This window comes from Streptomyces sp. NPDC006691 (genome assembly GCF_042869955.1).
In the GTDB taxonomy this organism is placed as follows: Bacteria; Actinomycetota; Actinomycetes; order Streptomycetales; family Streptomycetaceae; genus Streptomyces.
Map to the genome: position 1 here is coordinate 184,461 of NZ_JBIAGW010000002.1, position 26,157 is coordinate 210,617.

The 26,157-nt window shown below is 72.3% G+C and carries 26 protein-coding genes; 14 read left to right on the forward strand and 12 right to left on the reverse strand.

Going from position 1 to position 26,157, the window contains the following annotated elements:
• Positions 1-28: 28 nt before the first annotated feature.
• Both aceB and ACFYNP_RS04390 read right to left on the reverse strand, forming a co-directional pair.
• Positions 29-1,648 carry a malate synthase A gene (gene aceB, locus ACFYNP_RS04385; RefSeq protein WP_388403661.1) on the reverse strand — a complete coding sequence of 540 codons (1,620 nt, stop codon included), beginning with the start codon at positions 1,646-1,648 and terminating at the stop codon, positions 29-31.
• Between the two features lie 265 nt (positions 1,649-1,913).
• Positions 1,914-2,534 carry an NTP transferase domain-containing protein gene (locus ACFYNP_RS04390; RefSeq protein ID WP_388403664.1) on the reverse strand — a complete coding sequence of 207 codons (621 nt, stop codon included), beginning with the start codon at positions 2,532-2,534 and terminating at the stop codon, positions 1,914-1,916.
• A 165-nt stretch (positions 2,535-2,699) separates the two neighbouring features.
• On the opposite strand from ACFYNP_RS04390, the gene ACFYNP_RS04395 reads away from it, so the two are divergent.
• On the forward strand, positions 2,700-3,017 hold the full coding sequence (locus ACFYNP_RS04395; RefSeq protein ID WP_388783293.1) for a DUF5955 family protein: 318 nt from the start codon (positions 2,700-2,702) through the stop codon (positions 3,015-3,017).
• A gap of 37 nt (positions 3,018-3,054) precedes the next feature.
• Here ACFYNP_RS04395 and ACFYNP_RS04400 read toward each other — a convergent pair whose 3' ends face one another.
• The 6 genes from ACFYNP_RS04400 to ACFYNP_RS04425 all read right to left on the reverse strand — a co-directional run bounded on the left by ACFYNP_RS04400 (position 3,055) and on the right by ACFYNP_RS04425 (position 8,574).
• Positions 3,055-4,539, reverse strand: a complete 1,485-nt coding sequence (locus tag ACFYNP_RS04400) for a PLP-dependent aminotransferase family protein (RefSeq protein WP_388782520.1) — start codon at positions 4,537-4,539, stop codon at positions 3,055-3,057.
• 373 nt (positions 4,540-4,912) lie between these two features.
• On the reverse strand, positions 4,913-5,485 hold the full coding sequence (locus ACFYNP_RS04405; protein WP_388403670.1) for a hypothetical protein: 573 nt from the start codon (positions 5,483-5,485) through the stop codon (positions 4,913-4,915).
• Between the two features lie 9 nt (positions 5,486-5,494).
• Positions 5,495-6,304 (reverse strand): papain-like cysteine protease family protein, encoded by an 810-nt coding sequence (locus tag ACFYNP_RS04410; protein ID WP_388403673.1) that lies wholly within the window; start codon positions 6,302-6,304, stop codon positions 5,495-5,497.
• 9 nt (positions 6,305-6,313) lie between these two features.
• Complete coding sequence (locus ACFYNP_RS04415; RefSeq protein ID WP_388403675.1) at positions 6,314-6,640, reverse strand: hypothetical protein; 327 nt, start codon at positions 6,638-6,640, stop codon at positions 6,314-6,316.
• A gap of 108 nt (positions 6,641-6,748) precedes the next feature.
• Positions 6,749-7,390: a response regulator gene (locus tag ACFYNP_RS04420; RefSeq protein ID WP_388403678.1), complete on the reverse strand. Its 642-nt coding sequence runs from the start codon at positions 7,388-7,390 to the stop codon at positions 6,749-6,751.
• Positions 7,387-8,574, reverse strand: coding sequence for a sensor histidine kinase (locus ACFYNP_RS04425; RefSeq protein ID WP_388782523.1), 1,188 nt, complete (start codon positions 8,572-8,574; stop codon positions 7,387-7,389). The genes ACFYNP_RS04420 and ACFYNP_RS04425 overlap by 4 nt, the downstream gene beginning before the upstream one ends.
• A 133-nt stretch (positions 8,575-8,707) precedes the next feature.
• On the opposite strand from ACFYNP_RS04425, the gene ACFYNP_RS04430 reads away from it, so the two are divergent.
• Together ACFYNP_RS04430 and ACFYNP_RS04435 are read left to right on the forward strand one after the other, a co-directional pair.
• Positions 8,708-9,751, forward strand: a complete 1,044-nt coding sequence (locus ACFYNP_RS04430; RefSeq protein WP_388782526.1) for an ABC transporter permease — start codon at positions 8,708-8,710, stop codon at positions 9,749-9,751.
• Entirely contained in the window at positions 9,748-10,539 is a 792-nt protein-coding gene (locus ACFYNP_RS04435; protein WP_388782528.1) for an ABC transporter ATP-binding protein, read from the forward strand. The genes ACFYNP_RS04430 and ACFYNP_RS04435 overlap by 4 nt, the downstream gene beginning before the upstream one ends.
• Before the next feature lie 155 nt (positions 10,540-10,694).
• On the opposite strand, the gene ACFYNP_RS04440 is transcribed toward ACFYNP_RS04435, so the two are convergent.
• Positions 10,695-11,498 (reverse strand): IclR family transcriptional regulator, encoded by an 804-nt coding sequence (locus ACFYNP_RS04440; RefSeq protein ID WP_100579996.1) that lies wholly within the window; start codon positions 11,496-11,498, stop codon positions 10,695-10,697.
• 330 nt (positions 11,499-11,828) lie between these two features.
• Between ACFYNP_RS04440 and allB the strand changes: the two genes are divergently transcribed.
• A complete protein-coding gene (gene allB, locus ACFYNP_RS04445; protein WP_388403690.1) occupies positions 11,829-13,166 on the forward strand; it encodes an allantoinase AllB in 1,338 nt (445 codons plus the stop codon).
• A 4-nt stretch (positions 13,167-13,170) separates the two neighbouring features.
• Positions 13,171-14,286, forward strand: a complete 1,116-nt coding sequence (alc, locus tag ACFYNP_RS04450; protein WP_388782531.1) for an allantoicase — start codon at positions 13,171-13,173, stop codon at positions 14,284-14,286.
• Between the two features lie 207 nt (positions 14,287-14,493).
• Here alc and ACFYNP_RS04455 read toward each other — a convergent pair whose 3' ends face one another.
• Complete coding sequence (locus ACFYNP_RS04455; RefSeq protein WP_388782534.1) at positions 14,494-14,700, reverse strand: hypothetical protein; 207 nt, start codon at positions 14,698-14,700, stop codon at positions 14,494-14,496.
• A gap of 146 nt (positions 14,701-14,846) precedes the next feature.
• Between ACFYNP_RS04455 and ACFYNP_RS04460 the strand changes: the two genes are divergently transcribed.
• From ACFYNP_RS04460 to ACFYNP_RS04470, 3 genes are read left to right on the forward strand one after another with little or no spacing between them, the layout of a single operon-like run.
• The gene (locus ACFYNP_RS04460; RefSeq protein ID WP_388403699.1) at positions 14,847-16,070 is read left to right on the forward strand and encodes a sensor histidine kinase; all 1,224 of its coding nucleotides are present in this window, start codon (positions 14,847-14,849) and stop codon (positions 16,068-16,070) included.
• Positions 16,067-16,750 carry a response regulator gene (locus ACFYNP_RS04465; RefSeq protein ID WP_388782537.1) on the forward strand — a complete coding sequence of 228 codons (684 nt, stop codon included), beginning with the start codon at positions 16,067-16,069 and terminating at the stop codon, positions 16,748-16,750. Before ACFYNP_RS04460 ends, ACFYNP_RS04465 begins: the two co-directional genes overlap by 4 nt.
• A 26-nt stretch (positions 16,751-16,776) precedes the next feature.
• Positions 16,777-17,967, forward strand: coding sequence for a cytochrome P450 (locus ACFYNP_RS04470; protein ID WP_388782539.1), 1,191 nt, complete (start codon positions 16,777-16,779; stop codon positions 17,965-17,967).
• Positions 17,968-17,989: 22 nt separating this feature from the next.
• Here ACFYNP_RS04470 and ACFYNP_RS04475 read toward each other — a convergent pair whose 3' ends face one another.
• Positions 17,990-18,760, reverse strand: a complete 771-nt coding sequence (locus ACFYNP_RS04475) for a hypothetical protein (protein WP_388403706.1) — start codon at positions 18,758-18,760, stop codon at positions 17,990-17,992.
• A gap of 95 nt (positions 18,761-18,855) precedes the next feature.
• Here ACFYNP_RS04475 and ACFYNP_RS04480 point away from each other — a divergent pair, with 95 nt between their 5' ends.
• Positions 18,856-20,058, forward strand: a complete 1,203-nt coding sequence (locus ACFYNP_RS04480; protein ID WP_388782541.1) for a cytochrome P450 — start codon at positions 18,856-18,858, stop codon at positions 20,056-20,058.
• 1 nt (position 20,059) lies between these two features.
• On the opposite strand, the gene ACFYNP_RS04485 is transcribed toward ACFYNP_RS04480, so the two are convergent.
• The gene (locus ACFYNP_RS04485; protein WP_388782543.1) at positions 20,060-21,076 is read right to left on the reverse strand and encodes a Gfo/Idh/MocA family oxidoreductase; all 1,017 of its coding nucleotides are present in this window, start codon (positions 21,074-21,076) and stop codon (positions 20,060-20,062) included.
• A 124-nt stretch (positions 21,077-21,200) separates the two neighbouring features.
• Between ACFYNP_RS04485 and ACFYNP_RS04490 the strand changes: the two genes are divergently transcribed.
• The 5 genes from ACFYNP_RS04490 to ACFYNP_RS04510 all read left to right on the forward strand — a co-directional run bounded on the left by ACFYNP_RS04490 (position 21,201) and on the right by ACFYNP_RS04510 (position 26,088).
• Positions 21,201-21,950 (forward strand): GntR family transcriptional regulator, encoded by a 750-nt coding sequence (locus tag ACFYNP_RS04490; protein ID WP_388405171.1) that lies wholly within the window; start codon positions 21,201-21,203, stop codon positions 21,948-21,950.
• Positions 21,951-22,086: 136 nt separating this feature from the next.
• Entirely contained in the window at positions 22,087-23,091 is a 1,005-nt protein-coding gene (locus tag ACFYNP_RS04495; protein ID WP_388782545.1) for a substrate-binding domain-containing protein, read from the forward strand.
• Positions 23,092-23,189: 98 nt separating this feature from the next.
• Positions 23,190-24,203, forward strand: a complete 1,014-nt coding sequence (locus ACFYNP_RS04500) for a sugar ABC transporter substrate-binding protein (protein ID WP_388403714.1) — start codon at positions 23,190-23,192, stop codon at positions 24,201-24,203.
• Positions 24,200-25,237 (forward strand): ABC transporter permease, encoded by a 1,038-nt coding sequence (locus ACFYNP_RS04505; protein WP_161250265.1) that lies wholly within the window; start codon positions 24,200-24,202, stop codon positions 25,235-25,237. Before ACFYNP_RS04500 ends, ACFYNP_RS04505 begins: the two co-directional genes overlap by 4 nt.
• Positions 25,234-26,088, forward strand: coding sequence for an ATP-binding cassette domain-containing protein (locus ACFYNP_RS04510; RefSeq protein WP_388782548.1), 855 nt, complete (start codon positions 25,234-25,236; stop codon positions 26,086-26,088). Before ACFYNP_RS04505 ends, ACFYNP_RS04510 begins: the two co-directional genes overlap by 4 nt.
• Positions 26,089-26,157: the final 69 nt, after the last annotated feature.

Below are 26,157 nucleotides of genomic sequence, written 5' to 3' on the forward strand. Positions count from 1 at the left end.
GGCGGAGCCGAAGGTTCAACTCGTGGGGTCAGCCCACCAGTTGGTCATACGCGGGGAGGGTCAGGAAGTCGGCGTAGTCGGCGTCCAGGGAGACCTTCAGGAGGAGGTCGTGGGCCTGCTGCCACTTGCCGGCCGCGAAGGCCTCCTCGCCGATCTCCGCGCGGATCGCGGCGAGTTCCTCGGCCGCGACCTTGCGGGCGAGGTCGGCCGTGGCCCTCTCGCCGTTCTCGAAGACGACACCGGCGTTGATCCACTGCCAGATCTGCGAACGCGAGATCTCGGCGGTGGCCGCGTCCTCCATGAGGTTGAAGATGGCGACCGCGCCGAGGCCGCGCAGCCACGCCTCGATGTAGCGGGTGCCGACCTGCACGGCGGAGACCAGGCCGTCGTAGGTGGGCTTGGCGTCGAGCGAGTCGATGGCGATCAGGTCGCCGGGCGCCACCGAGACGTCCTCGCGCAGCCGGTCCTTCTGGTTCGGCTTGTCGCCGAGCACCGCGTCGAAGGAGGCCATGGCGATCGGGACCAGGTCGGGGTGGGCCACCCACGAGCCGTCGAAGCCGTCGCCCGCCTCGCGGTCCTTGTCCGCCTTGACCTTCTCGAAGGCGACCTTGTTGACCTCGGCGTCACGGCGCGAGGGGATGAACGCGGCCATGCCGCCGATCGCGTGGGCGCCGCGCTTGTGGCAGGTGCGCACCAGGAGTTCGGTGTAGGCGCGCATGAACGGGGCCGTCATCGTCACCGCGTTGCGGTCCGGCAGGACGAACTTGGCGCCGCCGTCGCGGAAGTTCTTCACGATGGAGAAGAGGTAGTCCCAGCGGCCCGCGTTGAGGCCGGCCGCGTGGTCCTTGAGCTCGAAGAGGATCTCTTCCATCTCGTACGCGGCCGTGATCGTCTCGATCAGGACGGTGGCGCGGACGGTTCCCTGCGGGATGCCGACGTAGTCCTGCGCGAAGACGAAGATGTCGTTCCACAGGCGCGCCTCAAGGTACGACTCCGTCTTCGGGAGGTAGAAGTACGGGCCCTTGCCGAGGTCGATCAGACGCTGCGCGTTGTGGAAGAAGTACAGGCCGAAGTCGACGAGCGCACCCGGGACCGGGCGGCCGTCGAACTGGAGGTGGCGCTCCTCCAGGTGCCAGCCGCGCGGCCGCATCACGACGGTCGCGAGCTGGTCGGCGTCCTTCAGCGCGTACGACTTGCCCGACCTGGGGTCGGTGAAGTCGATCCGACGCTCATAGGCGTCGATCAGGTTGAGCTGGCCGAGGACGACGTTCTCCCAGGTGGGAGCGGAGGCGTCCTCGAAGTCGGCGAGCCAGACCTTCGCGCCCGAGTTCAGGGCGTTGATGGTCATCTTGCGGTCGGTCGGACCGGTGATCTCCACCCGGCGGTCGTTCAGCGCGGCCGGGGCCGGCGCGACCTTCCAGTCGCCCGCGCGGATCTCCGCGGTCTCGGGGCGGAAGTCCAGCGTGGAGGTGCGGGCGATCTCGGCGCGGCGGTCCTGGCGACGGGTGAGGAGCTCGTCACGGCGCGCCGTGAAGTTCCGGTGCAGCTCCGCCACGAAGGCGAGGGCCGCGTCGGTGAGTACCTCGTCCTGCCGGGGCAGGGGCTCGGCATCGACGATGGCCAGCGGAGACGGCGCTGGTGCGGACATGAGCTGTCACTCCTTCGCGGGCGGTGCCCTGACGGCCGCCGGGTCGCCAAGCATGGCACTCAGTGCCAGGGCTCCGAGGTACGACTGCGGGCGCCGGTTGATCTGACGGGCGCTTCTGAACAGTGGATACTAGTTTCCTCATGGTGGAAGTTCAATGGTTTGTTGATGTCGAGATTCTCCGGGTCGAGGGACCATGGCGCTGGGTGCCACCCCGTTCACTCCGTGTTTTCGGCGGCTGCCCGGTGTCCTCGCGTCTATTCCAGGTCTACTGGAGACGGCTCAGATCCGCCTCCGTGTCGATGTCGTACGGCTCCGCCACGTCCCCGCATTCGACGAGTTCGATCTCCGCCTCGTGGGCCTTCAGATAGGCCCGGGCACCCCGGTCACCGGTCGCGCTCGCCGCGATGTCCGCCCAGCGCTCACGGCCGAAGAGCACCGGATGGCCACGCTTTCCGTCGTACGAGGCCGCCGCCAGGGAATCGCCCGAACGGTGGGCGGCCAGCACCCGGGCCACCGCCTCGGCGCCGATTCCGGGCTGGTCGACGAGCGAGACCAGCGCGGCCCGCGCCCCACCGTCCTGACCGCCCTCGGCCTCCGCCTTGCCCAGCGCCTCAAGCCCGGCCCGCAGCGAGGAGCCCATGCCCTCGGACCAGTCGGGGTTGTCGATCAGGACGCAGCCCGCCAGATCCGCGCGGACCCGTACCTCCTCGGCGGCGGCGCCCAGCACCACGTACACCGTGCGGCAGCCGCCCTCGCGCAGGACCCGCACCGCGTTCTCCACGAGGGGGCGGCCCCGGTGCGGCAGCAGGGCCTTGGGGCGGCCGCCGAGCCGGCGGCCGCCCCCCGCCGCGAGGAGCAGCCCGGTGGCCTGTGCCGCATTTGTCATCGCTTGTGTCATGGCCCCAGATATACCCCGGGCTTCCTGCGAATTCCGTCCCCGCAGTGGCGCACGACACACCGCATGGCGTTAACTGGCCCGCGAATCCCGGCAGTTGACCTTCGCTGTACGGGTTCTGAACACCTGCACAAGGACGTGCGTGGGGGAGGACTTCTGTTGCGAGGCGTGGAGCAGAGAGCCGTGACCGGCAGTGGTGAGGACCCCAGGGTGAGCGAGCTGCGGGCAGCCGTGTCCCGGCTGCGACGGGAGCTGGCCGGTCATCCGGCGGAGTTTCCCGACCGGGCCGTCGCCGAGGACGAGCTGGCGGCGCTGGCCGCGATGGCCGTCAGCGGCGTGCCCGAGGTGCCACGGCTGCGCCGCTCGCTGCTGCTGATCGCGGGCTCGATCGGCTCGGTCAGCGCACTGGCCGTCGCGGTCGGCGACGTGCGGAAGGCGGTCGAGCTGTTCGGTGAGCCGCCGGGGCGGCCCTGACCGATGATGGGTGAACTCCCTTCAGAGGAAGGGCAGTTCACGCCACCCAGTGCGGGCGGTTCTGGCCGCCCGTGACGGCGGGCAGGCCCGCGTCCAGGGTCGCGGCCAGTCGGCGGACCGCCTCCTCCGTCCGCTCCGGCTCATGGACGAACGGAAGCCTCAGACGGTGTTCGTGGGTGCCCGCGTCCGCGGCGAAGCGGGAGCCCGGCTGGAGGTTCACGCCGTGGGCGAGCGCGGCCTGGGCCAGTGCTCCCGCGATCGGGCGGCCGAGGTCGACCCAGAGGCTGAGCCCGCCCACCGGTGTCCCCCAGCGCCACTCCGGCAGATGGCGGCTCAGCGAGTCGGCGAGCGCGTCCCGCCGCTCGCGCAGCAGCGGCAGCCGGGTGCGCAGGACGTCGTCCATGCCGGGAAGCAGCGTCTTGGCCAGCACCTGGTCGACGAGCGAGGGAGCCAGATCCACGTGGATGCGCAGGGCGGCCAGCTCGTTGACGAGCCGGGAGCCCGCCCGGACCCAGCCGATCCGCAGACCGCCCCAGTGTGTCTTGCTGAGCGAGCCGACCGTGACGATCTGCTCGGCCTCGCCCGCGTGGGCCAGCGACACGAACGGCGCCGGGGGCGGCCCCTCCAGTGACATCTCGGCCATGGTCTCGTCGATGAGCAGCCAGGTCCCGGTGGCCCGGGCCGCGCGGAGCAGCCGGGTGCGCTGCTCGGTGCTCATCAACGCGCCGGTCGGGTTCTGGAAGTCGGGGATGAGGTAGGCGAGCCGGGGTGCGGTCTGGCGCAGGGTGCACTCCAGGAGGTCGATGTCCCAGCCGTCCTCGGTCACCGGTACGGGGGTGATCCGCAGCCCCGCGTGCCGCACGGCGTCCAGGGCGTTCGGATAGGACGGGCTCTCGACGACGGCCCGGTCGCCGGGACGCCCCAGGAGGTTCACCACCAGCGACACCGCGGACTGCGCGCCGGTGGTGATCAGGATCTGCTCGGGCAGCGTCGGCAGACCGCGCCGGGTGTACCGCTCGGCGACGGCGGCCCGCAGCTGCGGCAGGCCGAGCGGGTGGTAGCCGTTGGTGGTGGCGTGGCAGGCCAGTTCGGGGCCGGCCAGCTCGAACGCGGCCGCCAGTTCCGCCGGGGCGGCGGGTGCGGCCATCGCCAGGTCGATGACCCCGTCCGGCGCCTGGTAGCGGGCCACGCTGGCCGGGGCCGCGCCCTCGGGAAGGCCGGTCCAGGTGCCCGCGCCGCGCCGGCTCAGTGCGTAGCCGCCCTCCCGCAGCAGGTCGTACGCGGCCGTGATGGTGGCCCGGCTGACCTCCAGGGCGGTGGCCAGTTCGCGCTCGGCGGGCAGCCGGGTGTGCAGCGGGATCCGGCCGTCGAGCAGCAGGGCGCGCACCCCCTGGGCGAGGGCCCGGTAGCCGGGGTGCGACCCCGTGAGGGCGGTGATCTGCCCGGCGAGCTGACGGCTGCCGAGGGTGCGTGCGGTGCCGCTCGCGGTGTCCAGGGAGCGGACCACTCGCATCTCTGCCATACCAACCTCCATGAATTGGCCCTGCCGTCCAGGCCAATCAGCCTACAGAGTTGGTCAGGTCAGCGCATTGGCCTGGTGTGGTGGCCGAGGAAGCCGAGGAAGGTGGGTGTCGTGGAACGCGATGGGGTGGTCGACGGGGTGGTCACGGACCGGGCGATGGTCACGGACCGGTTCGAGCGGCAGATGCAGCGGCGGTACGAGGAGCTGCCGCTGGGGGTTTCGCTCTCCTGGGTACGGGGGCTCGCGGCCTGGCTGGCCCGCCGGGCCCCGGGGCCGCGCCCCGGGCCCCGGTTCGACCCGGCCCCGCGCCCCCAAGGGCCTCGGTGCTTGCCCGCCCCTGCGTCTCCCGCCCCTCAAGGGGCCCGGGCGAAGCTCAGCCACCCCCCCGGTCGTCGTCGGGGGACAAGGCCGGCGGGGTGAACCCGGCTACCAGGGAGAGGAGTTGGGGCGCCGGGTAGGGGCGGCCCGCCTCGACGCCCGAGGGTGCCGGCGCCGCCGGAACGAGGGTGTCGGCGGCACCCGCGTGCAGCCACACCGCGATCAGGTGAACGGCCGGCACGTGCAGCAGCCGCACCTCCGCATCTGCGGCCCGCTCGCCCGCGGCGGCGCGCGCGGAATCGAGCGCCGCCGCCGTACCGGCCACGAACGGCCCGTAGTTGAGCTGGCTGAAGACGTGCTCGCCCGCCGCGTCCCGTACCGTCTCGGCGAGCGCCACGGGCTCACCGCCGTGCCGGACCAGATAGCGCCAGGAGACCGGCTGGGCGTCGGTCAGCGCACCCGTGGGGGCGAGCGTGTACATCTGCACCGGGTCCGCGAGGCGGAGGTCCTCGGGGGCGGCCGGGAGCAGGGTCGCGGTGCGGACCCGGCCGAGGCCCGCGAGGAGCTGGAGGCCCGCCTCGGCCGCCTCGCGCGACTGTGCGGGGGGCTGGGGTGACTGGAGTGTCATGGTCGGTCCTCACGCCCTCGTGTAGTAGCTGTGGGTCCAGGTACCGCTGCCCTGGTAGCTGGTGGCGAGGGTGTTGTACACCTGGTCGGACTTGCCGTAGATCGGGTCGTCCACGGCCACGATCGCCTGGTCGGCCGGGGCGTCCACGCCGATGGCGGTGCAGAAGTGCCCGCCGCCGGCCGCCCAGGCGATCCGGATGCAGAGCGGACGCCCCGCCTTGACCTCGTTCTCGACCTCCGCGAAGTCGACCCGGTTGCCCACCATCCGGTCCAGGTGGCCGACGATGCGCAGCGGGTTGTCCAGCGGCTGCTGGCTGTTGCAGGCGGTGCCGGCCGCGCCGGCCGGTGTGCAGCAATTGGTCTGCCCCGTCTGGGAGTTGGCGACCGTGCACTGCGTCCAGGTGCTGGCCGCGTTGTAGTAGAGCGCGATGCTGGTGGCGACCGCCGCCCAGCACCAGTTGCTCTGCGTCTGGGCCTGCATGTTGAAGGCGAGCCGCTGGTAGTCCCAGAGGCGGTAGTCCGGCTTGGCGTCCAGGACCGTGATGTCGGTGACGACGTTCAGGGGCGCGCCCCAGTCGACGTTCACGACGAAGGTGACGCCGTGGTTGGGGTCGTAGGGCGGCGAGTGCGGACTGATGTTGCCGACGCGGACGTTGGCGTCGCCCACGAAACGCGGGCTGTGCTTGACGTCGGCCGCGTTCACCGAGTACTCGGACACGGTCACCCAGACCGTCGAGTCGTGGTCGATCTCGTTCCAGTTGAAGTTCAGTACGGTACGGCCGCTGAGGCCGTGCCAGTACTGGCGCACGGTGCGTGGCATCGGGCCCCCTCAGCCGTTCTGGTACTCGATGTCGACCGGTGGCCCGTCCAGGACGGTGATGTCCGTGACGATGTGCAGGGGCGCGCCCCAGTCGACGTTCACGACGAAGGTGACGCCGTGGTTGGGGTCGTAGGGCGGCGAGTGCGGACTGATGTTCTCGACGGTGACGGTCGCGGCGCCGATGAAACGCGGGCTGTGGCGCGGGTCGTTGCCGTCCACGCTGTATTCGGACGCGGTCACCACGACGGTCGAATCGTGGTTGATCGCGGCCCAGTTGAAGTTGAGCCTGCACCGCCCTTGCAGGTTCCACCAGTACTGGCGGCAGGTCTGGGGCATGAGGGCCTCCACAGTGTCCGGTTCATGCCTGGGACATGCCAGCAGCATGACGGACCGGGACCCTGCGGGCGCTCCTTCGTGAGCACCGGTCTGGAACGGCGGAAGCATTCAGCCCGGCTGGCGAATCAGACGGCGCGCGCTGGCGGCGGCGACCGCCGATGTGCGCGAGTCCACCCCCAACTTGGCGTAGATGTGCACCAGATGGGACTTGACAGTTGCCTGGCTCAGGAACAACTGCTTGCTGATCTGCTGGTTGGAGAGTCCGTCGCCGACGAGTTGGAGCACCTCCAGCTCGCGTCGGGTCAGCGCCTCCGCGGGCGTCCGCATCCGGTCCATGAGCCGGTGCGCCACGGCCGGGGCGAGCGCCGACTGCCCGGAGGCCGCGGTGCGGACCGCCGCCGCGAGCTCCTCGGGCGGGGCGTCCTTGAGCAGATAGCCCGCCGCGCCCGCCTCCACCGCCGCCAGGATGTCCGCGTCCGTGTCGTACGTGGTGAGGACCAGGACGCGCGGGGCGCCGGGCCGCGCGGTGATCGCGGCGGTCGCCTCGGCGCCGTGCATTCCCGCGCCGAACTGGAGATCCATGAGGACCACGTCGAAGGCCCCGCAGGAGGCCAGCTCCACGGCCCGTTCGGCGGTGGCGGCCTCCCCGGTCACCGCGAAGCCCGGCTCGGTGTCGAGGACCGCGCGCAGCCCCGCCCGCACGATGGGGTGGTCGTCGGCGAGCAGCAGCCGGATGGGGGCCGCGCTCATCGGGCACCCGCCACGGGCAGCGGCAGCGTGATCGCGACGGCCGTGCCCTGGCCGGGCGCCGACTCCACGCTCAGGGTGCCGCCGAGCGACTGGGCGCGCGAGCGCATCGCGGGCAGGCCGAAGCCGCTGGTCTCCCGGGGCCGGGGCTCGGCCGGATCGAAGCCGCGCCCGTCGTCGACGACGTCCAGGGCGACCGAGGTGTCCATGAAGCTGAGGGTGATCTCGGCCCGGCCGGCCGCCGCGTGCTGCACGGTGTTGGCGAGGGCCGACTGCGCGATGCGCAGCAGCGCCACCTCGTACGGCGTCGGCAGCTCGACCGGGGTTCCGCTCACGCCGAACTGCACGGCGGGGCCGGGGCCCGGCGCCGCCGCGCACAACCGCTCCAGGGCGCCGGAGAGGGAGCCCTGTTCCAGGTCCGGCGGGGTCAGCGCCTTCACGAAACGGCGGGCCTCGGCCAGGTTTTCCTGGGCCGCGCGACGGGCCTGCTCGACGTGCTCGCGGGCCGGATCAGCGGCCGGCAGCGCGCGCTCGGCGGCGCGCAGAAGCAGCTGGATCGACGACAGGCCCTGCGCGAGGGTGTCGTGGATCTCGCGGGCCAGGCGTTCGCGCTCGGCCAGGGTGCCCGCCGTGCGCTCGGCCTCCGCGAGCTCGGCCCGGGTCGCCACCAGCTCGTCGATCAGCTCGCGGCGCCGCTCGCTCTCCCGGTACAGCGCGTCGTAGCCGAGCACGGTGGCGACGGCGACCGCGGCCCCGAGCAGCGGACCTATGAACGCACCCGGGGTGACCTGCTGCCCGTGCAGCAGGAAGCTCGTGATGGCCGCGCCCGCCGTGGCCAGGACCGCGGGCAGCGCCCAGCGCGGCGGCAGCAGGTGGAGCAGCAGGAAGTAGAGCGGGAAGGCCGCCCACAGCGCGTCGGGGGAGACCACGAGCAGCGCGAGCCACGCCGCGCCCAGCGCCCCGAGCCACACGGCCCCCGCCGTGGTGCGCGGCCGCACCGAGGGCAGCGCGACCCCCACGGCGTACACCGCGGCCATGGCGACGGCCGCCACGAGCACCGCCCCCGCGTGCGGCGCGTGATCGCCGAGCGACCGGGCCACGGCCAGCGCGAGCAGCCCGCCGAGCAGCGCGTGCAGGCACAGGCGCAGCAGGGCGGCGACGGGGGTGTGGGGGCGTACGGGATCCATAGGGCTTCCAGCGTACGGGGGAGGCGGGCGGCCCCGGTCAACCGAAAGGTTGATGTGCGGATGCATCCTTCGATACCGGGGAGCATGCTCCGGCGCGATGTGGCGACGGGCCCCCGTGACCAGGCTTGAGCCCATGTTCGTCGCATGGAGAGACCTCCGGTTCGCCAAGGGCCGGTTCGCGCTGATGGGTACGGTCGTGGTGCTGATCACCCTGCTGGTGGGGCTGCTGTCCGGGCTGACCGCCGGTCTTGCCCGGGACAACACCTCGGCCGTCAGCGCCCTGCCCGCCGACCGGCTCGCCTTCGCCGCACCACCCTCGGGGCAGTCGGCTTCTTTTACCAACTCCGTTGTTTCGAGCGGTACTTGGCGCAAGTGGCAACAGGCGCCCGGGGTGCGCGAGGCCCAGCCGATCGGCATCGCCACGCTGAACGCGAAGGCGGGCGAGCGCACCGCCGCGGTGTCCTCCTTCGCGGTCCCGCCCGGCTCGGACCTCGCCCCGGCCGCGGTGCGCGCCGGATCCGTCGTGCTCTCACGGGGCGCGGCCGACGACCTCGGCGCGAAGGCGGGTGACCCCCTGACGCTCGGGGGCCGTCCGCTGACGGTGTCGGCGGTCGCGGGCTCCGACTCCTACAGCCACACCCCGGTCGTGTGGACCGCGCTCGCGAAGGACGCGCCCGCCACCGTCGTCGCGCTCGGCCTCACCGGCGGGGCGGACCCGGCGGCCCTCGACAAGGAGTTCGGCACCCGCAGCCTGACGCTCTCCGACGCCCTCGCGGCGCTGCCCTCCTACCAGGCCGAGAACGGCTCGCTCCAGCTGATGCGCGGCTTTCTGTTCGTGATCTCGGCGCTGGTCGTCGGCGCGTTCTTCACGGTGTGGACGATCCAGCGCAGCGGCGACATCGCCGTACTGAAGGCCCTCGGCGCCTCGACGCCCTATCTGCTCAAGGACGCGCTCGGGCAGGCGGTCGTCATGCTGACGGCCGGCACCCTGCTCGGCACCGGGCTCGCCTCGCTCGCCGGAGCACTGGTCGGCGGTGCGGTGCCCTTCGTGCTCGACCCGGCCACCACGCTCGGGCCCGGCGCGGTCCTGATCGTCCTCGGCGTGATCGGCGCCGCCCTGTCCATCCGGCGCATCACCGCCGTCGACCCGCTGACCGCGCTCGGGAGTGCCCGATGACCCCCCGTACCCCTCCTGCCAACCCGATCCCCGCCCCGGATCCGGCGCCGAACCCGGCCCGGACCCCGCACCTGATCCCGGACCCGGCCCGCGCCGCGGACCCGGTCCTGCTCCTCGACGGCGTGACCCTGACCTACCCCGACGGCGAGGGCCGGCTCACCGCCCTGGACGCGGTGTCCCTCGCGGTCGCCGCCGGGACGGTGACGGCCTGCGTCGGGCCGTCCGGCTCCGGCAAGTCCAGTCTGCTCGCCGTCGCCGCGACCCTGGTGACCCCGGACAGCGGCCGCGTCGTGGTGGCCGGGACCGACACCGCCGGACTCGGCCCGGCCCGGAAGGCGGCGCTGCGCCGCGACTCCATCGGCATCGTCTTCCAGCAGCCCAACCTGCTGCCCGCCCTCACGGCCGCCGAGCAGCTCCAGGTGATGGCCCACCTCGCGGGCCGGAAGCCGCGCGAGGTACGGGAGCGCGCCCGGGAACTCCTGGCCGCCGTCGGCCTCGCCGACCAGGCCCACCGCCGCCCGCACCAGCTCTCCGGCGGTCAGCGCCAGCGGATCAACATCGCCCGCGCCCTGATGAACGAGCCCGCCGTGCTCCTGGTCGACGAGCCCACCAGCGCCCTCGACCACGAGCGGGGCGCCGCCGTGCTCGATCTGCTGCTCACCCTCACCCGCGAGCGGGCCACGGCCACGGTGCTGGTCACCCACGACCGCACGCACCTGGAGCGGATGGACGCGGTGGTGACGATGGCCGACGGGCGGCTGAGCGCGGCCCGCGTGCCGGCGGGCTGACGCCGGCGCCTGGCCCGGCCGGGGCCGGACCCGGTCCCGGAGGACGCGCGAGAACTCGGCTCAGCCCCCGGACCCCGGTCCCGGACGCGCGGGACCCCGGCGGTGTGCCGCACCGCCGGGGTCCTCGCGCCTTCGGTGCCGGTACCGGGTCCGGCTCAGGTCTGGGCGCCCGTATTGGCCAGCGCCGTCGAGAGTTCCTGGGCGATGCCCTGGAGGATCGGGACGATTCGGTCGGTGGCCGCCTCGGTGACCCGGCCGGCCGGCCCCGAGATCGAAATGGCCGCGGCGGTGGGGGAGTTGGGCACCGACACCGCGAGGCAGCGCACTCCTATTTCCTGCTCGTTGTCATCGACCGCGTACCCGGCGCGCCGCACCTGCTCCAGCGCGTCGAGGAAACCGTCCGCCGTGGTGATCGTCTTCTCCGTCGCGGCCGGCATGCCGGTACGGGCGAGCAGCGCGCGCACCTCCTCCGGCGGGGTGTGCGCGAGCAGCGCCTTGCCCACGCCCGTGGAGTGCGGCAGGACCCGCCGGCCGACCTCGGTGAACATCCGCATGGAGTGCTTGGACGGCACCTGCGCCACGTACACGATCTCGTCGCCGTCGAGCAGCGCCATGTTCGCGGTCTCGCCGGTCTCCTCGACGAGCCGGGTCAGATACGGCCGCGCCCAGGTGCCGAGCAGCCGGGACGCCGATTCGCCGAGCCGGATCAGGCGCGGGCCGAGCGCATAGCGCCGGTTCGCCTGCTGACGTACGTAACCGCAGGCCACGAGGGTGCGCATCAGCCGGTGGATGGTCGGAAGGGGCAGGCCGCTGCTCGCGGAGAGCTCGCTGAGGCCGACCTCGCCCCCGGCGTCGGCCATCCGCTCAAGGAGATCGAAGGCGCGCTCAAGAGACTGGACTCCTCCGCTGGCGGCGGAGGGCTTGGAGGCGTCGGTGGTGCTGGCGCTTGACGTCGGCACGGCGCGTTCCTTTCGGTACTGGCAGGCGAAGGAGCAGCCTATCGGGCGGTTGTCCGTCCTACCCTGGACAGGTCAGGTGTCCCGGCCGGTCAGAGGCGGTTTGTCCGTTCGTCGGCAGCGCCCCGTGGTGATAGCTACATTCTGCTTGGCGAAATTCTAATTCCATTCTGTGGAAACCTCCAAGACTCGCGCCCGTGTCGGCCGTCACGCCCCGGCCACCCTTGACGGCTTCCTCGGCCAGCGCGCAAACTCCTTCAACAGATCGTTGAATTCCGGTGTACGGAAAAGTTCCGGTGCACGGAAAGACTCCGCTGGGAAGTGAGGGCTCGGGTGTCCGACGTCAACCTGGTACTGCGCTCGACGCGCGTCATCACCCCCGAGGGGACGCGCCCGGCGACGGTCGCCGTCGCCGACGGGAAGATCGCGGACGTACTGCCGTACGAGGCCGAGGTCCCGGCCGGCGCGCGCCTGGAGGACTTCGGTGACGACGTGCTGCTGCCCGGCATCGTCGACACCCACGTCCATGTGAACGACCCCGGCCGCACCGAGTGGGAGGGCTTCTGGACGGCCACCCGCGCGGCGGCCGCCGGCGGCATCACGACCATCGTCGACATGCCGCTCAACTCGCTGCCGCCGACCACCACGGTCGAGAACCTGCGGGTCAAGCAGGAGGTCGCGGCGAGCAAGGCGCACATCGACACCGGGTTCTGGGGCGGCGCGCTGCCCGACAACGTCAAGGACCTCAAGCCCCTGCACGAGGCCGGCGTCTTCGGCTTCAAGGCGTTCCTCTCGCCGTCCGGCGTCGAGGAGTTCCCGGAGCTGGACCAGGAGCAGCTCGCGCAGTCGCTCGCCGAGATCGCCGGGTTCGACGGCCTGATGATCATCCACGCCGAGGACCCGCACGAGCTCGACGCCGCCCCGCACCTGACCGGCCCCAAGTACGCCGACTACCTGGCGACCCGGCCGCGCGTCTCGGAGAACACCGCGATCGAGGGCCTGATCGACGCGGCCCGGCGGATCGGCGCCCGGGTGCACGTGCTGCACCTGTCGTCCTCGGACGCGCTGCCGCTGATCGCCGCCGCCAAGCGCGAGGGCGTCAAGCTCACCGTCGAGACCTGCCCGCACTACCTCACCCTGACCGCCGAGGAAGTCCCGGACGGGGCGAGCGAGTTCAAGTGCTGCCCGCCGATCCGCGAGGACGCCAACCGCGACCTGCTGTGGGACGCGCTGGCCGACGGCACCATCGACTGCATCGTCACCGACCACTCGCCGTCCACCGCCGACCTCAAGACCGACGACTTCGCCACCGCGTGGGGCGGCATCTCGGGCCTTCAGCTCAGCCTCCCCGCGATCTGGACCGAGGCCCGCAAGCGCGGGTACACCCTGGAGGACGTGGTCCGCTGGATGTCGACGGCGACCGCGGACCTCGTCGGGCTGACCCAGAAGGGCGCCATCGAGGCCGGCCGCGACGCCGACTTCGCGGTGCTCGCCCCGGACGAGACCTTCACCGTGGACCCGGCCGAACTCCAGCACCGCAACCGCGTCACCGCCTATGCGGGCAAGACGCTGCACGGCGTCGTCAAGTCCACGTGGCTGCGCGGTGAGCGCATCCAGCACCACGGCGTCATCGCCGAGCCCACCGGCCGCCTGCTCGAAAGGAACAACTGACACCGTGAGCACCCTTCCCTCCTTCACCGGTGACGCCAGCCCCTACGGCGGCGGCGACCCGTACGCGGACTACCGCAGCGCGGACTTCTCCTTCACCCAGTACGTCGACCTCGCCGACCGGCGCCTCGGCGCGGGTGTGATCGCCGCGAACGACGAGTTCTTCGCCGAGCGCGAGAACCTGCTCAAGCCCGAGGCCGCCGAGTTCGACCCCGAGCACTTCGGGCACAAGGGCAAGATCATGGACGGCTGGGAGACCCGGCGCCGCCGCGGCGTCTCGGCCGACCAGCCGCACCCCACCGACGAGGACCACGACTGGGCGCTCATCCGCCTGGGCGCCCCCGGCGTGGTGCGCGGCATCGTCGTCGACACCGCACACTTCCGCGGCAACTACCCGCAGGCCGTCTCCGTCGAGGCCGCCTCGGTGCCCGGCTCCCCGGCGCCGGAGGAACTGCTCGCCCCGGACGCGAAGTGGACAACTCTCGTACCCCGTACGGCGGTTGGCGGCCACGCGGCCAACGGCTTCGCGGTGGACGTGGAGCAGCGCTTCACCCACCTGCGGCTCAACCAGCACCCCGACGGCGGCGTGGCCCGGCTGCGCGTCTACGGCGAGGTCGCGCCCGACCCGCGCTGGGTGGCCGCGCTCGGCACGCTCGACCTCGCGGCGCTGGAGAACGGCGGCCAGGTCGAGGACGCGTCCGACCGCTTCTACTCGCCCGCCACCAACACCATCCAGCCGGGCCGCTCCCGCAAGATGGACGACGGCTGGGAGACCCGCCGCCGCCGCGACAAGGGCAACGACTGGATCCGCTACCGGCTCGCGGCGCAGTCCGAGGTGCGCGCGGTCGAGATCGACACGGCGTACCTGAAGGGCAACTCGGCCGGCTGGGCCGCGCTTTCGATCCGTGACGGGGAGTCGGGGGAGTGGGCGGAGGTGCTGCCCCGCACGCGGTTGCAGCCCGACACGAACCACCGCTTCCTGCTGGACGCGCCGGCCGTCGGCACGCACGTCCGGATCGACATCTTCCCCGACGGCGGCATCTCCCGCCTGCGCCTCTTCGGCTCCCTGACGCCCGAGGGCGCGTCCCGCCTGATCGCCCGCCACCAGGAACTCGGCGGCTGAGTCCGGATCGCGGGGCGGCCCCTCGCGATCCCCCGAACCGGGCTCCGGCCCGGTTCCCCCGAACAGGGCGGCACGACACCCGCCCGCCGACGCGGGACACCCCGACCCGACAGCACCGGGGTGTCCCGCGTCGTTCTTTTCCCGGCCCGTTTTCCACCCCCTGTCGTGCCGTACAGCGTGCCGCCGGGACCGGGGATCCGCTGGGCACTACTTCTTCACCACGCGGTCCGACGCGATGAGCACCGCCCCACCCGCCACCGCGAGCACGATGCTCGCGAACACCTCGTGCCCCTCCAGCACGCCGAGCCGGTGCACCACCGTCCACAGGCCGAACCACCCGGTCCACTCGTGCACCAGACCGCCGATGCCCTGGACGAGGAGCAGGAATCCGGCGACCTCCAGGAATTTCCTCATGTCCCGAGCCTGCGCGAACCGGCCGCGCCGGCGCGTCGGCCTTCGGCACACCGCGTCCGCGTCCAAAGTCTCCGGCCCCGCGACTTTGGTAGCGACCCGCCCCCGCGGAGCGCCACCGGGCCGCCCGGCTGCGTAACTTTGTCGACATGACACGAGCCGGACCCGAGTTCCGCTGGCTGCTGCCCTCGGCGGTGGCCGACCCCGAGCTGCCCGGCGACCGGGCCCGGCCCCGGCGCACCGTACGGGACTGGGCCGTCGACATCTGTGCCTTCCTCGCGGCCGCCCTGATCGGCATGATCACGGCCGACCAGCTCGGCAGGACCCCCGGTTACTCCGACACCGTCATGGTCCTCGACCAACTGGTGGGCGCCGCGGCCTGCTGCGCGGTGTGGCTGCGCCGGCGCCGGCCCGCCGGGCTCGCCCTCGCGCTCGCCGCCGTGTCGCTGGTGGCGCCGGTCGCCTCGGGGGCGTTCCTGGTCGCCCTGTTCAGCCTCGCCGTGCACCGGCCGTTCAAGCCGGTCGTGCTCGCGGTGGGCGCCGCCGCCGTGGTCAGCTCGGTCTTCCAGCCCGTCCTGCGCCCCGACCCGACCACCAGCCTGCTCACCAACGCCGTCGTGGGCACCGTGCTGATCCTGCTCGCCACCGGCTGGGGCATGCTCGTACGCTCCCGGCGCCAGCTCGTCGTCGCGCTGCGCGAACGGGCCGCCCGCGCCGAGGCCGAGGCGGCGCTGCGGGCCGAGAACGCGCAGCGGCTCGCCCGTGAGGCCATCGCCCGCGAGATGCACGACGTGCTCGCCCACCGGCTCACGCTGCTCTCGGTGCACGCCGGCGCCCTCGAATTCCGGCCCGACGCGCCGCCCGCCCAGGTCGCCCGCGCGGCCGGCGTCATCCGGGACAGCGCGCACGAGGCGCTCCAGGACCTGCGGCAGATCATCGGCGTGCTGCGCAGCCCCGGCGAGGGCGCCGACGACCGGCCCCAGCCCACCCTCGCCACCCTCGACGCACTCGTCGCCGAATCCCGCGAGGCCGGGATGAAGGTCGCCCTGGACAGCCGGATCCCGGACGCGACCGGAGTGCCCACCGCCACCGGCCGCAACGCCTACCGCATCGCGCAGGAGGCCCTCACCAACGCGCGCAAACACGCGCCCGGCGCCGAGGTCACCGTCACCGTCGCCGGCCGTCCCGGCGAGGGACTCACCGTCGAGGTCCGCAACCCCCCGCCCCCGGGCCCGGTCCCGGAGGTCCCCGGCTCCGGCCAGGGGCTCATCGGGCTCACCGAACGCGCCACCCTGGCCGGCGGCCGGCTCCACCACGGGCGCGGCTCCGACGGCTCTTTCGCGGTGGTGGCCTGGCTACCGTGGCCCTCATGACCATCCGCCTGCTCGTCGTCGACGACGACCCCCTGGTCCGCGCGGGACTCACCTTCATGCTCGGCGGCGCCGAGGACATCGAGATCGTCGGCGAGGCGGCCGACGGCCACGGCGTCGACCGACTCGCCCTGGAACTGCGCCCGGACGTCGTGCTCATGGACATCCGCATGCCGCGCGTCGACGGCCTCACCGCCACCGAGACGCTGCGCGCCCGGCCCGACGCACCCGAGGTGATCGTCCTGACCACCTTCCACGCCGACGAACAGGTGCTGCGCGCGCTGCGCGCCGGAGCCGCCGGATTCGTCCTCAAGGACACCCCGCCCGCCGACATCGTCGCCGCCGTACGCCGCGTCGCGCACGGCGACCCGGTCCTCTCCCCGGCCGTCCTGCGGCAGTTGATGACCCAGGTGTCCGGCGGCACGGCCGCGCCCGGCGACCGGGCGGCCCGCGCCCGCGAGCGGATCGCGCTGCTCGCCGACCGCGAACGCGCGGTCGCCGTCGCCGTCGGGCGCGGCCACTCCAACGCCGAGATCTCCGCACGCCTCTATCTGAGCGTGCCCACCGTGAAGACCCACGTCTCGCGCGTCCTGGCCAAGCTCGGCCTCAACAACCGAGTACAGATCGCCCTGTTGGTGCACGACGCCGGGCTGCTCGACGAACCGGACGGCGACGTAGGCTGAACGGCAACCGAGCGGAGGGCGGGACCATGACGGTGGTCGATCTGAGCGAGCACGCCGAGGAATTCAACGCCGATCCCTATGCGGAGTACGCCAAGCTGCGCGCCGCCGGCCCCGCTCATCAGGTCCGTACGCCGACGGGTGACGAGGTCTGGCTGATCGTCGGCCACGAGGCGGCGCGCGCCGCGCTCGCCGACCCCCGCCTCGCCAAGGACTGGCGGCCGCCGCTGGCCGAGACGGGCTACGAAGAGCTGCCCGCCAGCTCCAACATGCTGGAGACCGATCCGCCGCAGCACACCCGGCTGCGCAAGCTGGTCGCGCGGGAGTTCACCCCGCGCCGCATCGAGGCGCTCCGCCCGCGCGTCCAGGAGATCACCGACGGCCTCCTCGACACCATGCTGGCGGCCCCCGGACGCGCCGCCGACCTGGTCGACTCGCTCGCCTTCCCGCTTCCCATGACCGTCATCAGCGAGCTCATCGGCGTGCCCGACCTCGACCGCGAGGCCTTCCGCGTGCTGTCCAACCAGGCCGTGGCGCCGCGCGACGGCGACGAGGGCCCCGAGGCGGTCGGCAGGATCGGCGTGTACCTGGCCGAGCTGATCGAGGACAAGCGCCGCTCCGGCCCCGCCGACGACCTCTTGGGCGCCCTGATCCGCACCCGGCACGAGGACGGTGATCAGCTGTCCCAGGACGAACTCATCGGCATGGCCTTCCTGTTGCTCGTCGCGGGCCACGAGACGACCGTCAACCTCATCTCCAACGGGGTCCGCGCGCTGCTGAGCCATCCGGACCAACTGGCCGCACTGCGCGGCGACTTCGGCGGCTTGATCGACGGCGCGGTGGAGGAGATGCTGCGCTACGACGGCCCGGTCGAGACCTCCACGTACCGCTTCGCCCGCGAGGACGTCCGGATCGGCGACGCGCTCATTCCGGCCGGCGCGGTCGTCCTGGTCGCCCTGGCCTCGGCCGGCCGCGACCCGGAGCGCCACCAGGAGCCGGACCGCTTCGACATCCGCCGCGCCCCGCAGGGCCACCTCGCCTTCGGCCACGGCATCCACTTCTGCCTGGGCGCCCCGCTCGCCCGGATGGAGGGCCGCATCGCCGTCCGCACCCTCCTGGAGCGTGCCCCGGACCTCCAACTCGACGTCAGGACGGACGAGTTGCAGTGGCTCCCGGGCATGCTCATCAGAGGCGTACGCCATCTGCCGGTGCGCTGGTGAGGGGAGCGGGGCCGGGCAGGCCCTAGGCCCGGCGCGCGGCCGCCGCCCGCTTGCGGTGCTCACCGCGCAGTACGAGCGAGGGCCACTCGTCCCCGTACGCCCCGCAGGCGCAGACCGACCACAGCGACCACTGCTGGGGCACCGAGTAGTACGGCACCAGCACGCGCGCCGTGCGCAGCCGCGACAGCCTCACCGGGACCAGCGCGGGCAGCACGTCCGGCGCCTGCCCGGCCAGGATCGCCTTGCGGCAGGAGGGGCAGGCGGGGCGCCGGTCGGCCGCCGCCTCGCGCGGCCCGGTACGCCGCCTGGCGCGTCGGCGGTGCTGCTGGCGGACGGGGTCGCGGGTCCGGCCGGCCGCCATGTGCAGCGGGTTGTAGAAGCAGCGCTCGGCGGCCTTCGGGACGGGTTGCCCGGCGGCCCGGGCATGGACCGCCGCGAACCGTTCGAGCGCGCGGTCGGCGAGCACCGCGGCGGCCGCGAGGTCGGGCAGATCGGCCGCCTCGTCGAGCAGCTTGCCCGCCGCCTGGAAGGCGTCGAAGGCCCAGGCGCAGTCGTCCTGCGCGCGCGGATCGGCGGTCGTGGGCGCCAACAGTCCTGCGCTGGACGGGAGTTCGGTGGCGCGCAGCGCGTCGCCGACGGCCGTCACGCGCGCGGACACCAGTCGGTCGAGCCGCTCACGTGCCGCCGCCCACTCGTCGAGGACCAGCTGCTGCTGTTCCTTCGACAGGTCCCCGGCCCGCCGCTCGGGCACGACAGGACGCAGCCGCTCCATGAACCACCAACGCCTCAGCACCTTGCCTCCCTCGCCCCGACAGGCCCTAAGCTACTGGAGAGTCGGGGCGCCGCAGGGTCCGCCGGATTCGCCCGACCCTCGTGAAGGGACACGCGTTGACCAGCGATGTCATAGTCGATCTCGCCGCGCTCGGCGAGGAATTCACCCGTGACCCCTATCGGGTGTACGCGGACCTGCGGGCGCGGGGGCCGGTGCACCGGATCCGGATGCCCGAGGGGGCGGAGGTCTGGCTCGTGGTCGGGTACGAGGCCGGCCGGGCCGCGCTCGCCGACGACCGGCTCTCCAAGCAATGGCGCAATGCCGCGCCCGGCCTCGGCGTGAAACCGGTCTCGGCCGGCGTCACCATGCTGAGCTCCGACGCCCCCGACCACACCCGGCTGCGCAAACTGGTGAGCCGTGCGTTCACCCCCCGCCGGGTCGAGGAACTCGCCCCGCGCGTCCAGGAGATGACCGACGGGTTCGTGGACGCGATGCTGGCCGCCCCGGACCGCCGGGCCGACCTCGTCGAGGCGCTCTCCTTCCCGCTGCCGATCACCGTGATCTGCGAACTCATCGGTGTGCCCGCGCTCGATCAGGACGCCTTCCGGCACTGGTCCAACGTCTCCATCTCGGCGCCCCTGCTCGAAGACCGGCTCGCCGCCTCCAAGTCGACCAACGACTATCTGAAGCGGCTCCTGGACGACAAGCGTGCCCACCCCGGCGACGACCTGATCAGTGCGCTGATCCACGCGGCCGAACAGGACGGCGGCGACCATCTGTCGCAGGACGAACTCCTCGGCATGGCATGGCTGTTGCTCGTCGCGGGTCATGAGACGACCGTCAACCTCATCTCCAACGGCATGCTCGCGCTGCTGAGCCATCCGGACCAACTGGCCGCGCTGCGGGCCGACTTCGACGGCCTCATCGACAACGCGGTCGAGGAGATGCTGCGCTACGACGGCCCGGTCGAGACCTCGACGTACCGGTTCACCCGGGAGCCCGTCGAGATCGCCGGCACCCTCGTCCCCGGCGGCGGTGAGCTGGTGCTCGTGGCGCTCGCCGACGCCGACCGCGACCCGGCCCGCTACCCGGAGCCGGACCGTTTCGACATCCGGCGCGAGGCCCGGAGCCACGTGGCCTTCGGGCACGGCATCCACTACTGCCTGGGCGCCCCGCTGGCCCGTCTTGAGGCCCGGATCGCGGTCCGTACCCTCCTCGACCGCTGCCCGGACCTCGCTCTCGACATCCATCCGGCGGCGCTCCAGTGGCGCACCGGCATGTTGATACGCGGCCCCGAACGGCTGCCGGTGCGCTGGTAGTTCACCCGGCGGAGGCCTCCGCGCCCGGGATCTCGGCCACCGGCACCACCCGCCGCTCGCGGCGTGACACCTCGCACGCCTCCGCGATGCGCAGCGCGTGCAGGGCGTCCCGCCCGTCGCAGGGGTTCGCCGCCTCGCCCCGTACGAGCCGGACGAAGGTGTCCAGTTCGGCCTCGTACGCGGGGGTGAACCGCTCCAGGAAGCCGGTCCACGGCTTGTCGGGCCGGGCCGGGCCGTGCGGTTCGGCCGAGGTCAGCGGGGTGCGGTCGTCTAGGCCGACCGCGAACTGGTCCCGCTCTCCGGCCAGTTCGAGCCGTACGTCGTAGCCCGCGCCGTTGCAGCGGGTCGCCGTCGCGGTCGCGAGCGTACCGTCGTCCAGGGTGAGGACGACGGCCGCCGTGTCGATGTCGCCCGCCGCGCGGAACATCTCCGGCCCGGCGTCCGAGCCCATCGCGTACACCTCGACGACCTCGCGGCCGGTCACCCAGCGCACGATGTCGAAGTCGTGGACCAGGCAGTCGCGGTAGAGGCCGCCGGACAGCGGGAGATAGGCGGCGGGCGGCGGCGCGGGGTCGGAGGTGATGGCCCGTACGGTGTGCAGCCGGCCGAGCCGCCCCGAGCGCACGAGGTCCCGGGCGCGCCGGTAGCCGGCGTCGAAGCGGCGCATGAAGCCGAGCTGGAGCTCGGTGCCGGCCGCCTCGACCGCACGGAGCGCCGCCAGGGTGCCCGGCACGTCCAGGGCGACGGGCTTCTCGCAGAAGGCGGGGAGCCCGGCGCCGGCGGCGTCCGCGATGAGCCCGGCGTGCGCGGCGGTCGCCGAGGCGATCACCACCGCGTCGGCTGCGGCGAGTGCCTCCGGCACGGTGGCGGCGGCCGTCGCGCCGGTGAGCGCCGCGACCTCGGCGGCCCGCGCCGCGTCGGCGTCCACCACCACGAGCTGTCCGACCCCGGGGTGGCGGGCCAGTACTCCGGCGTGGAAGGCGCCGATCCGTCCCGTCCCGATCAGTGCGATGCGCATGGCCACACCGTGGCCGTGACAGCTGATCCTGTCAAGAGTTTGTCCTGACAACCGAACTTCACGACTTCCCGTCAACATCCCCGGGCATTACGCTCGCCCCGTGCCCAAGCAGCCCAGACCACCGATGGACTTCCCGAAGCCGCTCCAGCTCAGCGTGGACCGCACCAGCCCGGTCCCGCTGTACTTCCAGCTCTCGCAGCAGCTGGAGGCGGCCATCGAGAGGGGCACCCTCACGCCCGGCAGCCTCCTCGGCAACGAGATCGACCTCGCCCATCGGCTCGGGCTCTCCCGGCCCACCGTCCGCCAGGCCATCCAGGCCCTGGTCGACAAGGGCCTGCTGGTGCGCCGCCGGGGCGTCGGGACACAGGTCGTGCACAGCCAGGTCAAGCGCCCGCTGGAGCTGAGCAGCCTCTTCGACGACCTGGAGGCGGCCGGACAGCAGCCCGCCACCACCGTCCTGCGCAACACCTTCGAGCCGGCCACCGCCGAGGTCGCGGCGGCGCTCGGGGTGCCCGAGGGCAGCGACGTCCATCTGGTGGAGCGGCTGCGGTACGCGCACGGCGAGCCCATGGCCCGGCTGCGCAACCACCTGCCGGCCGGGCTGCTGCCGCTGGACACCGAGTATCTGGAGGGCACCGGGCTCTACCGGCTGATGCGGGGCGCGGGCATCACCCTGCACAGCGCGCGCCAGACGGTGGGGGCGCGGGCGGCCACCGCGCAGGAGGCCGACCTGCTCACCGAGGCGGCGGGCGCCCCGCTGCTCACCATGCAGCGCACCACCTTCGACGACACCGGCCGGGCCGTGGAGTTCGGCTCGCACCTCTACCGGGCCTCGCGCTACTCCTTCGAGTTCCAGCTGCTCGTACGCCCCTGAAGGCCCGCCGCTCGGGGCCTGCCGCCGCGGAAACGCGTACCGGGTCAGAATGTTCGGACAAAGTATTGACGGTGTCCCGGGCCCGCCGCTAGAACTCACGTGCCGCAACCGGGCGGCCGGGACAGAAGGCGGAACCATGCGCACACCCCGCACGGCAACCACGGCGGCCGTGGTCGTCGCCGCACTGGCGCTCACGGTCGGCGGCTGTAGCAGCTCGGGGGGCAAGAGCTCCGAGGACAAGGGCTCCGCGCCGGCGAGCGGCGGAAAGGCGGTGGCCACCCCCCGCCTCAAGATCGCGATGGTGACCCACTCCGGCGAGGGCGACACGTTCTGGGACATCGTGCAGAGCGGCGCGCAACAGGCCGCCGCCAAGGACAACGTCGACTTCCTGTACTCGGCGAACAAGGAAGGCCAGCAGCAGGCGCAGCTGGTGCAGGCCGCCATCGACCAGAAGGTGGACGGGATCGTCGTCACGCTCGCCAAGCCCGAGGCGGTCAAGGACGTCGTCAAGAAGGCCGTCGCCGCTGGGATACCCGTCGTCACCATCAACTCCGGGGCCGACTATTCCCGGGCCGTCGGCGCGCTCGGCCACATCGGCCAGGACGAGGAGGTGGCCGGTGAGGCGGTCGGCGACGAGCTCACCAGGCGCGGGAAGAAGAAGGCCCTCTGCGTGCTCCACGAGCAGGGCAACGTCTCCCTGGAACAACGCTGTGCGGGTGTGAAGAAGACGTTCCGGGGCAGCGTCGAGAACCTGAACGTGGACGGCACCAACACGCCCGCGTCCACCTCCTCCATCGAGGCGAAGCTCCAGTCGGCCAAGGACATCGACGCGGTCGTCACGCTCGGCGCGCCGATGGCGGCGGCCGCGGTCCAGGCCAAGGGCGACGCGGGCAGCTCGGCCGAGATCGACACCTTCGACCTGAACGCGGCCGTGGTCAAGCAGTTCAAGGCGCAGCAGATCGGCTTCGCCGTCGACCAGCAGCCCTACCTCCAGGGCTACCTCGCCGTCGACGAGTTGTGGCTGAACAAGACCAACGGCGACGTCATCGGCGGCGGCAGGCCGGTCCTCACCGGACCCGCGATCGTCACCGGCAAGGACGTGCCGACGCTGGAGAAGTACACCGCCCGCGGTACCCGATGATCGCCCGCCGACCCGGCGTGACCCATACTTGGGCGGCCGGGGCAGGCCTGAACCAGCCCCGGCGGCACCCGGTGGTACAGCAAGAAGGGCACGGCGTCGTGGCAAGGGTTCGGACAGGGGTACGCGTCATGGGCGCGGTGCTGGCAGCGGTGCTCGGAGCCTCCTTGGCGGGGTGCAGCAGCACCGGCGGCAAGCGCGCCGAGGACGCGCGCAAGTCCGCGCAGGCCCAGGGCAGGGCCGCGGTGAACACGCCCCACTGGAAGTTCGCGATGGTCACCCACTCGGGCGACGGCGACACGTTCTGGGACATCGTGCAGAACGGCGCCAAGCAGGCGGCCGTCAAGGACAACATCGACTTCCTCTACTCGCACAGCGACCAGGGCCAGCAGCAGGCCCAGTTCGTGCAGGCGGCCATCGACCAGAAGGTGGACGGCCTGATCGTCACGCTCGCAAAGCCGGACGCCCTCAAGGACGTCGTGGCCAAGGCCGAGAAGGCCGGCATCCCGGTGATCACGGTGAACTCGGGCTCGGAGAAGTCCAAGGAGTTCGGGGCGCTCACCCACATCGGCCAGGACGAGACCATCGCGGGCGAGGCCGTCGGCGAGGAGCTCACCAAGCGCGGGAAGAAGAAGGCCCTCTGCGTCCTGCACGAGCAGGGCAACGTGGGCCACGAACAGCGCTGCGCCGGCACCAAGCAGACGTTCAAGGGCGAGGTGCAGAACCTCTACGTCACCGGCACCAGCATGCCCGACGTGCAGTCCTCCATCGAGGCCAAGCTCCAGGCGGACCCGTCCATCGACGCGGTCGTGACCCTGGGCGCGCCCTTCGCGGACACCGCCGTCAAGGCCAAGCAGTCGGCCGGCAGCTCCGCCGAGATCGACACCTTCGACCTCAACGAGAAGGTCGCCACGTCCCTCAAGGCCGGCACCCTCGGCTTCGCCGTCGACCAGCAGCCCTACCTCCAGGGGTACGAGGCGGTGGACCTGCTCTGGCTCTACAAGTACAACGCCGATGTGCTCGGCGGCGGACGCCCGGTGCTGACCGGACCGCAGATCATCACCAAGGACCAGGCCGCCGCGCTGGAGGCGTACACGAAGCGGGGGACCCGATGACCGCGACCGACACCGCCGGGGACGAGCGCCTGCTGCGCCGCTCGGTCTGGCGCAAGATCCTCGGCCGCCCCGAACTCGGCTCGGTGGTCGGCGCCGGGGCCGTCTTCCTCTTCTTCTCGGTCGTCGCCGGAAGCTTCCTCCAGCCCTCCAGCCTCTCGACCGTCCTGTACGCGGCCTCGACGATCGGCATCATGGCGGTGCCGGTCGCGCTGCTGATGATCGGCGGCGAGTTCGACCTGTCGGCCGGTGTCCTGGTGACGACGTCGGCGCTCGTCTCGTCGATGTTCAGCTACCAGATGACGGCGAACGTCTGGGTGGGCGTGCTGGTCTCGCTGCTCGTCACCGTCGCCATCGGCGCGTTCAACGGCTTCATGCTGACCCGCACCAAACTGCCCAGCTTCATCATCACGCTCGGCACGTTCCTGATGCTGACCGGCCTCAACCTCGGCTTCACCAAGCTGATCAGCGGCACGGTCTCGACGAAGTCCATCGCCGACATGGAGGGCTTCGAGTCGGCGAAGAAGCTCTTCGCCTCCCAGCTCACCATCGGCTCGGTCAATCTGAAGGTCACCATCCTGTGGTGGTTCGCCCTGGTCGCGATCGCCACCTGGATCCTGCTGCGGACCCGCTTCGGCAACTGGATCTTCGCGGTGGGCGGCGAGGCGGACGCGGCCCGTGCGGTCGGCGTACCGGTCTTCAAGACGAAGATCGGCCTCTACATGGGGGTCGCCTTCGCCGCCTGGGTCTCGGGCCAGCACCTGCTGTTCTCGTTCGACGTGGTGCAGTCCGGCGAGGGCGTCGGCAACGAGCTGATCTACATCATCGCGGCCGTCATCGGCGGCTGTCTGATCACCGGCGGCTACGGCTCGGCGATCGGCTCCGCGGTCGGCGCGTTCATCTTCGGCATGACCAGCAAGGGCATCGTGTACGCGGAGTGGAACCCGGACTGGTTCAAGTTCTTCCTCGGAGCGATGCTCCTGCTCGCCACCCTGCTCAACGCATGGGTGCGCAAGCGGGCGGAGGCGACAGCATGACGACGAACCCGCAGACGACGCCGGACACGACCGACGGGCGCACCGCGCTCGTCGAGCTCGACGACGTCAGCAAGTACTACGGCAACATCCGCGCCCTCGAAGGCGTCTCCCTGGAGGTCCACGCGGGGGAGATCACCTGCGTACTGGGGGACAACGGCGCGGGCAAGTCCACCCTCATCAAGATCATCGCGGGTCTGCACCGGCACGACGCCGGAGCCTTCCGCATCGAGGGCGAGGACGTCTCCCTGAGCAACCCGCGCGAGGCCCTGGACCGTGGCATCGCCACCGTCTACCAGGACCTGGCCGTGGTCCCGCTGATGCCGGTCTGGCGCAACTTCTTCCTCGGCTCCGAGCCCACGAAGGGCAAGGGCCCCTTCAAGCGGCTCGACGTCGAGCGGATGCGCGCCACCACCCGCGCCGAGCTGCTGCGCATGGGCATCGACCTGCGGGACGTGGACCAGCCGATCGGCACCCTGTCCGGCGGCGAGCGGCAGTGCGTCGCGATCGCCCGCGCGGTCTACTTCGGCGCCAAGGTCCTGGTCCTCGACGAGCCCACCGCAGCCCTCGGCGTGAAGCAGTCGGGCGTGGTCCTGAAGTACGTGGCGGCCGCCCGGGACGCCGGACTCGGCGTGGTTCTCATCACGCACAACCCGCACCACGCGTACCTCGTCGGCGACCGTTTCGTGCTCCTCAAGCGCGGCACGATGACCGGCAGCCACCTGCGCTCGGAGATCACCCTGGACGAGCTCACCCGCCAGATGGCGGGCGGCAGCGAGCTCGAAGAGCTCAGCCACGAGCTCCAGCGCGCACCCGCCCCGGGCCACCTGGGCGGCCCGGCCGAGAAGGAGTGAGCCGGCCGCCCCGGGCCACCGGGGCGGCCCCTCGCGCAGGGTCCGGGTCCCCCAGGGGTGGCAGAATCG